We start from the raw sequence: 10,851 nt of genomic DNA on the forward strand, positions 1-10,851 counted from the left end.
CCGGGCGAGCCGCCCCGCTCGCTCGGTCGGGGCCCGCAGGATTCGTTGGCGTCGTCGGGCAGCGGGAGCCCGCGGGGGCAGGGCGGGGGCCGCCCACCCGCGCAATCGTCGACGGAATCGCACCCGTCAGCGGGCGTGCCCGAGACCGGCGGGCGCGGGCTGCCCACGTCCCGGCCCGGCACACCCGTGGACCGGACGGCCGTCCCGGGCGAGCGGGCTGCCGTTCCGGGCGAGCGGGCGAGCGGACCCGAGCCGTCACCGGACGGCGGGCGGCCGGGCGGCACCGTTGCGGCGCGAAGCGGCGACCGGGCGGGCCCGGTCGCCGCCGCCGGCACGCACGCCGGCGCACCGGTGGACGGGCCATCGACTGCCCCGGCCAGGCCGGGGTCCGGGGGCGGCGAGCCCGGCGGGCGCCCGATGGTGGAGGCGTCGTCGCGCTCGGCGAGCGAGCCGGCCCCGCCCGCCCACGCGGCCGGCGGGACGGACGCCCCGGTCCGCCCCACCACCACCGGCCGCCCGGGCGGGCCGCGCGCCGGCGAACGATCCCCGGACGGTGCCGCCCAGGATGGTGTGGCCCAGGACGGCGAGCCGCCGGCCCGGTCCGTCGATGGCTCCGAGGAGGCCGTCACCACGCTCGACGATCTGCTCGCGCGGCTGCGCGCCCGTGGGCTCGACCCGGCCGGCCAGTTCGACGCCGTGGCGGGGGAGTGGTCCCGCGAGGCGCGCCGCAGCGGCCAGCCACATCACGTACCGGACCGGGAACTGGCCAGTGCACGGGCGGAGCACGGCGCGGGGGTCGAGCGGGACCTCGCCGGCCTCTTCGAGGGGCCGCGCGGCGCGCGAACCGAGGCGTCGCCGTCGGCGCCGCACGGCACGCCCTCGCCGGAGCGGCCGGTGGCGGTCTCGGCGGCGGCCGAGGTCGTACGCGGGCACGCCACCGCGCTGCGCGACCGCCTGTCGATGGAGGCAACGCGGCACCGGTCCCTGGATCAGCTGAGCCGCGACGCGACGGCCCTGGGCCGCAGGCACCGGGCGGACCATCCGGACGCGCTCTCCGCTGACGGTTACCGGCGCGTCGCCGGCGACCTCAGGACCGAATTGGGCGAGGCTGTCCGACAGCGGTACGGGCCGACGGGGGAACACTTCCGGGCGCGTACCGGCGACGGGGGCGTGGACTCTGAGCTGACGGCGGCGCGGGGGCGGCTCCTCGACGAGTATCCGACCCGGGTCGAGCGCGAGGCGCGCATCGAGCGGGAGTTCCGGGCCATCGAGCGGGAACTCGACGAGTACGCGACCGCGCGCGGCGGGTCGGCGGTGTCGCGGGAACGGCTGTTCGACGGCTTCCGCCGGCAGGTCGTGCACGCGGAGCGGGCGGGGCTGGGCGACCACCTGCCCACGATCCGGGAGAACATCCGCCACGACCTCGACCTGTTCCTGGGCCTCGAACGGTGGGCGGACGCGCAGGTCGCCGCCTTCCGGCGGCAGGAGGGGCCGCTGTCGCCGGAGGGGTACGACCGGGCCAGGGCCGACCTGCTCGACCGGCTGTCCGACGGCGGTGACCTGGAACCGGGTTCGCCCGACTCGGCCCGCACGCGCGCGCGACTGGGTGACCTGCGGGACGATTTCGTCGCCCGGATCCGCGCCGAGAGCCTGGCCGAGACCGAGTTCGCCAAGGTACGCGACCAGGGCGTCTGGCGACCGTGGGAGTCGGCGGCGGCGGAGGAGGCAGCGGCGGAATTCCGGGCCGCGATCCGCGCGGCCGGCCCGGATGCCCCGGCCGAACTGCTGCGGGAGATCCGCGAGCGGTGGTCGGCGGGTCTGCGCGCCCGGCTCGACCGGGCCGCCGCGATCAGCGGCCTCGCCGACCGGTTCGACGGCATCGCGGCCGGCTGGAAGGCCGAGCGGGCGGCTCGGGGTGAGCCGTACGACGTGCCGGACAGTGTGCTCGGGCGGATCCGGGGAGAGTACGACGCGGCGGCCGACGCCGACCTCACCGCCTGGCGGGCGGGCAACCGGGTCGACGGCGGAACGGAGATCGAGGAGGCGCTGGCGGCGCACGCGGACACCGCACGGACGCGGCTCGGCGCCGGGGCCGACCTCGCCGACGCGGCGGCCGGCATCGAGCGGCGGCATCTCGCCGACACCGCCCCCGGACGGCAGCCGCTGTCGCCGGCCGGGTTCGCCCGGGCCCGCGCCGACCACCTCGACGAGATCGACCTGGCACGGGCGCGCGGCGGGCCGGAAACCGACCGCGTCCCGGAGATCGGCGAGGGCTACCGGGCCCGACTCGACCGGGAGCACCTGGTTGAGACCGAGTACGCGGCATTCGAGGCCGAGCGCGCCGCCGTGGCGGCCCGCAACGGCGCGGAGGCCGACTCGGCACGGGTGCGCGGCGAGGCGTTCGACGAGTTCCGCACCAGGGTTCTCGCCGCCGGTCCGGACCCCTCGCCGCACGTGCTGCGCGGCATCCGGCGGGACGTGCTGACGAAACTCGGGAACGGCCTCTGGGGCCCGTCCTCCGTGGGCACGACGTTGCACGCGCAACTGCGGAACCTCTTCGACCAGGGCATGACCGAGTTCCGGACCCGGACCACGCCGGATGGCCCGCAACCGAGCGACCGGGACCTGCTCGGCATCGAGGCAGAGTTCCGCCAGCGCGGAATGGCCGCCTACGAGGCGGCGTGGGAGCGCCTCGGGCCGTACCGGCGGGCCGCCGACGTGCGCGCCGAGTGGCTGCGCGGCATGACGCCGGAGGTCGTCCGGGTCGCCGACGCCCTCGGCACCCGTGTCGGTCTGCCCGACGCGGGGGCCGTCCGGGCCGGGCTCGTGCACGACGTGGGCCGGTGGGCCGACACCTCGTACGCGCGGCTCCAGCGCACCGAGCCGGGCCCGATGCCCTCCGCCGAGGGCTTCGCGCGCGTCCGCGCCGACCTGCTGCGGGACGTCCGCGCCGCGGTGGCCGGAGAATCGCGCCTGGGCGCGTCCCTGCCGCCCGGCCCGCGCGAACGCCTCGGGCGGCTGACCGACGACTTCGCCGGCCGGCTGCGCCTGGAGCAACGGTACGAGGGTGAACTCGCCGCCGGTCGTGCCGGGCTCGACGAGGCCCTCGCCGGACGCCGCGACGTCGATTCGTTCGCGTCGACCGTACGCGCCGAGGCCCGTCGCGACCTGCGCGCGGCCATCCACGCGGCCGGTCCTGACGCCCCGCCAGAGTTGCTCGGTGAGATCGGGCGGAACTGGCGCACCGGCCTGCGGGCGAGAGTGGACGAGGCGGCCCGGCTGGTTTCCTTCGCCGACCGCTTCGACGGGATCGCCGCCGAGGCCCGAGCCGCGCACGGCCCGGCCGGCCGCCCCGGCGGGCCGTCCACGAGCCCTGGTGGATCGTCCGCCCGCACGGGTGCGTCGTCCGCGCGCCCCGAGGGTGCCCAGGCTCCAGCGTCGATCCGCGCCGACTTCGAGGCCAGGGTGGCCGGCGAGCTGCGGACCTGGCGCGACGGCGCGGACCTCGACGACCCGGTCAGCGCGTCCACGGTGGCCGATCGGCTGGACGCGCACGCCCGGACCATCCGTGACCGCCTCGACGACGCCGCGCGACGGGAGTTCCACACCGGCGGTGCCGGCGACTGGGCGCGGCGGGAGAACGCCCGCCTCACCGCGGCGCCGGCCGATCCGGCACGACCACGGCCGTCGGCGGCCGGCCTGGGCCGGGCCCGAGGCGACCACGCGGACGCGGTGGGCGCCGCGTACGACGAGACGATCGGCCGCGCGGCCGGCGGGCGCGGTGTGCCGGCCGAGGCCCGCCCGGCCGGCGCACCGCGCGAATCGTCGGCCGAGGCCCAGCGGGTGTTCGACGCGCGCCGGAAGCAACTCGAAGGGGACTACCCCGACCGGGTACGCCAGGAGACGCTCGTCGAGTCCGAGTACGCCACGATCGAGCCCGAGCTCGCCGCGCGGCTCGACGGGCTGACCGGCGACGCGGCGGCACCGGGCCGGATCGCGCGGATCCGGGGCGAGGCGTTTGCCGACTTCCGGGACCGCTTCCTGCGCGCCCCGGACCGGTCACCGGAGACGCTGGCCGCCCTGCGACGGGCGTGGGCGGACGGACTCGACGAGGGGATCCTCGGCGGCCAGCCGACCGGCCGGATCGCCGGCGACGTGACGCGGCTGTTCGACGGGGCCGTCGGCCGGCTCCGCGCCACCGACCACCTGCCGGTCGAGCGGCTCGCCGCCGCCGCAGACAGGTACCGGGCCCGGGCCGGCGAGTTGTACGAGCAGGCGTGGCGGGAGAGCGGCGAGCACGCCCGGCTCGACGACGTACGCGACGCCACCGCCGCGCGGCTGCGCCCGGAGACGCTCCGCCTCGACGACGAGCTGGCGTTGGCGCAGACCGCCGAACGGATGTTCGCCGCGGAACAGCGGGCCCAGCTCGCGCACTTCGGCGACGCGCGGCGCACCGGTGACCTGGCGCTCACCCCGGCCGAGCTGCGAAGCATCCGCGACCGACTCGACGAGCGGCTGACGGCGGAACACCGCGCCGTCTGGGGCGACCGACCCGGCGAGTTCTCCCGGCCCGCCGAACTCGCCGACCCGGGCCGGCTCCGGTCCTGGCAGGAGCGGCTGGACCGGGCCGCCGGTGACCTGCCCGATTGGGCGTACGCCCTGCGCGAGGCCCGCCTCGCCGGGACCGCCCCGCGACCCGGCGAGGCCACGGCACCGGACAGGGCGACGGCACCGGACGGGACTGCGGCGTCGGCCGGGGCGGACCGCGCGGTCACCCGGGCCGAGCGCGAGCTGGAGCGGAGGTGGGCGCGGACCCGACTGGAACTCACCGGCATCGCGTGGCGGCGCGCCCGGCTCGAACAGGAGCTGGTGCTGCGCGGCAACGACCCGGACGCGGTCTTCGACCGCACGGTACGCGCCTGGCGGGAGGCGCACCCGGAGGAGGCGGGTCGGGTCTCCACCGCCGACCTGGAGGCGATCCGCACCGGCGAGTACGACCCGGACATCGCGGTCATCCGCGAGCACGCCTGGGGAGATAGCGGTCGGCCGCCCCTGGATTCCGCCGGGCTGGCCGACCTCGTCGGGGCCCGGGCGGCGGTGCTGCCCGAACGGTTCAACCAGCTCGCGCGCGACCGGATCGCCGGCCCACCGGCCGGCGGGGACCACGCACCGGAGGCGCGCGAACCGGCGCCCGACAGCTGGGCCGGCGGCGAGGAGTCCTGGCGGGAGCTGCAACGGATCCGGGATCCCCAGACCCGCGCCGACGCGGCGGGCATGTTCGAGCAGACGCTGGCGCGCTACGACGGGTCGCGCGGCCCCGAGGGGCGCGTGCTCTCCCAGGGCGACGTCGACCGCGTGGGCGCGGACTTCTTCCGTGCCGCGCGGGACAGCCACGAGGACGCGTCGCGCGGCCCGGGACCGAACGTCACCGTGCGGGACGCCTGGCTCAGCCGGATGGTGTCGGCGCGGGAGCGGCTCGCCGACGACCTCGCCCTCGCCCAGGTCGGATCGGACATGTTCGCCAAGGTCGCCGAGGAGCCGGGTACGCGAGCCGCGGCCGCCGCGCTGACCGACACCGAGGCGGCCCGGGTCCGGGCCGTGCTGGACACCACCCTGCGCCAGGCGCGCGCCCGAGGCTGGTCCGGCGAGGCGGGCGCGTTCGCCCGGCGGCACGAGAGCGGCAGCGCGCGTGAGCTGCGGGACTGGCGCCGGGAGCTGAACGAGTTCGCCGAACCGCTGCGCCAGCGGATCGCGCAGGAGCGGCGGTTCGGCGAGCTGGTCGTCGAGGCCGCGCGCGAGTTCGACACGGTGATGGGCGGCGGTTCGAGCCGCGCCTTGCGAATCGCGGACAGCACCCGCGACGCCCTCGGCGAGCGCCTGCGCCGCGAGTTCGTCGGCGGCTACCAGGGCCTGCGGGGCATGAACGAGGCGGAGAGCGGCCGGTGGCTCGGCCACGAGGCCGCCCACGAGAGCCGGTTCGCCACATTGCTGCACGAGCTGGCTGGATCGCGGCCGGGGCGGCGCTGGGAGGCGCCGTTCACGCAGGACTCGCTCGACGCCGTGGTGCCCACCGGGACGGCGCCGCTCGGTCGGGACGACGCCCACCTGCTGCCGGAGGGCTTCGGCGGGGTCCATCCGACGCCGGACACTCCGCCGCTGGCCAGGACCGCCGACGGCGATGGCGGGCTCGTCGGTCGGGCGCAGCCGGCCGCGCCCGAACGGTCCGAGGATTCCGTTTCGCCGGAACTCGACCTGGACGAGGCTGCCGTACGCTTCGCGCCGCGCGCCGACGAGCTGGTCGACTCGTACCGGGCGAGGCTGCGGGACAGCGCCGGGGTCGAGGCCCGACGGCCCGACTTCGCGGCCGACTTCGCGCGCGAGGTCGGCCGTACCGGCGAGCTGGGCCGCCTGCGTTCCGACGACGGCAGCGCCCGGTTCGGGTCGCTCGACGGACTCTCCACCGCCGAGCTGGTGCGTTGGCGCGGCCGGTTCGTCGCCGAAGGACGGCGGCTGTTCGAGGACACCTGGACCCCGGTGCGGCGCGAGAACGCGCCGGTCGACTCCGAGGCATGGCAGCGCGCGGCAGCGGAGTGGGAACAGGGGTACGCCGTACTGCGCGCCCAGCTCCGGCTCGACGGCTTCCACCGTCACGAGATCGGGCGGCACGAGCCGGCGGTCACCGACGCGGCGCGCCGGGCCCGGGAGCGCGGCGTCTCCGAGCAGGACATCGCCGAGGGTGTCCGCGCGTTCGCCCGGGACGTACAGATGACCGCCGACGACCTGGTGGGTGCCCGCCCGCCGCGCGGCGGCGAGGCGCCGGGCCGGGGCGACGCGTTCGACCCGGCGCACCGCGCGCGGTGGGACGCCGCCGACGAGGCCCTGCGCGGGCGACTCGACCAGTATCTCCGGCTCTCCCACGAATCCCGGGCGAGCGTGGAGCGGGCCGTCGACCGGGCTGCCGCGCGCGTGCGGGCCTGGGCCGACACGGACGCCGTTCCGGTACGCGAGCTGCGCCAGCAGGTCGAAGACCTGCCCCCGGCGATCGGCGCCGAGGTGCGGCAGCGCGCGGCCGAGGCGTGGCTGCGGCAGCGGTGGTCCCTCGACTACCGCGACGTCGACCACGGGCCCATCGCCCGCGAACTCGACGGCGCGGCCCAACAGATCGCCGACACGCACCTCGAACGGTTCGAGCGAATGTACGGCGGTCCCGGGGCCCGGGAGCGGCTGGCCTACGAGGGGGCCGTCGACACGCTCGCCAACGAGCTGGTGGCCGACCTGGTGGCGACCGTACGGACGTCCGCCGTCGACCTGGCCCCGACCGGTGTCGAGCGGATGGCGCGGGAGCTGCGGTACCGGCTGCGCGAGGTCGACACGGCCCAGCGCTCGGAGCTGGCGGTCGACGGTTACGCCCCGCCGTCCGTGGGGCGGGCGATCGACCGCCTCATTCGGGAGGCCGAGGCGGCGCGCGCCGAGATGCCCGCGCGCGTCCGGTACGAAGAGCGGCTGGTTGTCGCCGTCGAGCAGGCCGGACACCGGTGGGCAGAGCTGCGTCGTGACGTCGGCGGAGCGCCCCCGGCCGACGACTTCGTGCGCGATTTCCTGCGCGGATACGACGAGACCATCGGTGGCGAGCACGCCGGGCTGCGGGACCGGGTCCCCGAACACGTCATCGACGAACTGGTCGGCGAGGCGCGCCCGATCGTGGACGAGGCGCTGCGGGCGCACGCGCCGTGGACGCCCGAGCAGGTCGCCGACGCCATCCTGCGGCGCACGCCGCTGCGCGGGGCGGAGGCGGAACGGGCCGGGTCCGCCGTCTACGTGCACATCGGCGCCGGCCCGCGCGACCGGGCGTACTCGTCCGCGCTGTCCACGCCGGCCGACCCGGACACCGTACGGGTTGTCGTCGGCGGCCGGGTCGACGGCGACGTCCTCGACTGGTACCTGGGGGAGCTGCCGTCGGCCGCCCGCACGCGCATCCTGCTCGATCTCGCCCACGTCGACGGCGAGCCGGCGCCGGGTGCCCGGCTCGCCGACGCGCTCGACGTCACCGTGGAGGTGCCGGCCGGCCGGGCGGGCGACGTGGACGCCGGGCGCCTCGCGGGTTACGGCCCGAACGGGGGACGGGTGCCGGTGCCGTTCGCGTCGACGGTCCGCGTCGCGCCGGCCGCCCGGGCGCACGAATCCCTGCCGCAGGAGCACCTCGGGCTCGAACCGGGCCCGTCGGGGCGGTTCCGACTCGGCGACGAATGGACCGTGGAAGTCCGGCGCGACCCGGCCGGCGAGCCGGGCACGTTCGTCATCGACCGCTCGGCGGACGGGCCGCACGGCTTTGTCGACGGGCCGCCGGCCGAGCTGGCGGGTCGCCTCGACGACCTGACCCGGCGCCTGGTGGACGCCGGACTGCGGGAGGTGCCGTACCGCCCGGCCGGGCGGACCCTGGGCGAGGTGGACGCCGCCCAACCGCTACCCGAGCACACCGTGGTCGTACGCCCACTCGAGCGAGACGCGGCGGCACCGGAACCCCGTGAGGCGGGCTCGACGACGCCGCGTGACCTGCCGCCGGTCGGCGAGCGGGAGTGGCCGGCGAACTGGTACTGGCGGGCGGTCGAGGACCGGTTCGGCACCAAGTGGTACCTGCTCAAGGACCTCGACAGTCGGTTCCTCGACGTCGGCGACGGCCGGCGCACGGTGCCTGTGGAGGAGCCCACCGGCCCGGGCCCCCGCGAGTTCCCGGCCCAGATCCGTGACGTGGACGGGGACGGCTGGGTATGGCTGCCCCGCGGCGCCGTCGCCGGGCGGCACGCCGGCGGTGATCCGGCAAACCTGCCGGACCGTTGGATGCGACTGCCCGAGCCAAAGGCCCGGCCGGTGGGGGAGGGACCGGCGGACGGCCCGCAGGGCGACGCCTACTACTGGGAGCGGTACAAGGTCAAGTTCAACGTCCGCGCGTCGGGTCCGGACGGCCGGCCGCTCGGGCTGACCAACGACGACGGTTACCGGCTGGGCGTGCCGGAACCGAAGCCGGCTTCCGCCGATGGCGGCGCCCCCCGTCGCACCGGGGGAACGCCGGGCGGCGACTCTCCCGGCGACGGCCGCCCCCTGGGCCGTACGCCGGACGGGCGAGTGGACCGGCCGGCCGGCGGGAAGGGCGGCCTGGCCAACGCGGCGAGCGACTTCGTCCCATTCGCCAGCCGGAGCAGGCCGGAGGCGCCGGAGGGCTCTCGGCTGGCGGGCGGGCGCGCTCCGGCTGCGGCGGACCGGCCGGACGGCTCTCTGGCTGCGGGCGGGCACGACCCTGCGGCGGGAACGGACGGCATAGCGGCGAGGGGAACGGTAGGCGGGTCCCCCTGGTCCGGGCCGGGTCGACGCCTGGACGGCAGCCCGGGGGAGAGCGACGCCCCGGCCGACGCGCCCGCGCCACGGGCCGGCACCACGCGGCCCCGGCCGCCAGCCGGTGCGCCGGAGCCGCCGGCCCAGCCACCTGAGCCGTCGAGCGGCGGGTCACGCCGCACGAGCGGTCCGGCCGGGGGCGGCGGGGTCGCACCGAGGCGTCCGGAGGTCTCGGGGTCCAGGACGACGACCGAGCGCCCGGACCGGTACTGGGAGCCCACCCTCGACAACCCGGGCTGGGTCGGCACGGCACGGAGCCGGCCCGCCACGAGTTCGGACCAGCCGCCGACCCAGACGCCGCAGGAGCGGCCGGCGGGACGGCGTGTCGTGGACCGGACGCCGACCGATTCGGCCGAGGTGGAGAGTATGCGTGAGCGGCAGAACGCTGCCCTCGACGCGCGCGGGCTGGGCAGGGACCCGGCGGCCGCCCGGGTGCCCGGCGACCACGGCACGGACCAGCCGCCGAGGCCGCCCGTGTCGGAAAGCGAGCGTACGGCCGTGCCGGCAGGCGGGCATTCGGCCGTGCCGAGGGGCACCGCGCTGCCGGCGGGTGAACGTTCGGAGGAGCCGGCCGGCGAGACCGTCTGGGCCACGGCGGGGATCGGGGATCGGGGCGCGGGCGCGGTTCCCCCGGCCCGGGACGTGCTCGGCGAGCGGCGGGCCGCCGCCCTGGAGAGCGCGATCGCGGCGAGTACCTCGACGTGGACCGGCCCACCGACGGCGCAGACGCCGACCGGCGAGCCGTCCGGCCCGACCGTTCCGTCGGGCCACGCGCCGGACCCCGAGACGCTCCGGGCCCGGGACTGGCTGGCCGCGGTCACGGCTCCCATCGACGTACAGGCGGCAGGCAGCCGTGGTGCGGGCCGGCCGAGCGTTCCAGGCCCGGCTCCCGATGACTGGACCGAGCTGGTCGACCGCGCGCGGACGCGTCTGGAGGTCCTGCGCGAGCAGGACGCGCAGGTACGGCCGCAGGGGGTGGCGTCGCACGACGACGAGAAGGCGCGGCAGGCGCGACGGCTGAAGTACGCCCGGCTACGGGCGCTGACGGAGCCGCTCACCCCGCATGAGCGGGAGATTCTGAACGGCCACGGGCCCGGTCACGGCGTGCCACCGCAGCGCCGCGCAAACGCGCTGTGGGATCTGCGGTCGCGGCAGTGGGCCATCGAGCACGAGTTGAACACGCTTCTGGCGAACCCGGTCGCGGGGTCGGATCCGCTCGACGTCGTACGACGGGAAAACCGGGTATGGGAGCTGCGTCGGCAACTGGCGCGGGTCCACGTCGGACTGTCACCGGACGGCCGCGAGTTGCTGCCCAGACTGAATCCCAAGCCGAAGTCCAAGCCGCAGCCTGCTACGGACAAGGCCGCTGTGGACGGGAGCGGTGGTGCTGGTGGTGGGCGGTCGGGTGTGGGCCGGTCTGACGACGCGTACAGGCTGAGTCGGGAGGAGTTGGCGGCGCGG

The 10,851-nt window shown here is 77.2% G+C and carries 1 pseudogene; it reads left to right on the forward strand.

The window, feature by feature from the left end:
• Positions 1-135: 135 nt before the first annotated feature.
• A pseudogene (locus ACLQ28_RS20015) lies at positions 136-10,851 on the forward strand (hypothetical protein); the annotation flags it as partial.

The organism is Micromonospora sp. DT201, assembly GCF_049841575.1.
In the GTDB taxonomy this organism is placed as follows: Bacteria; Actinomycetota; Actinomycetes; order Mycobacteriales; family Micromonosporaceae; genus Micromonospora.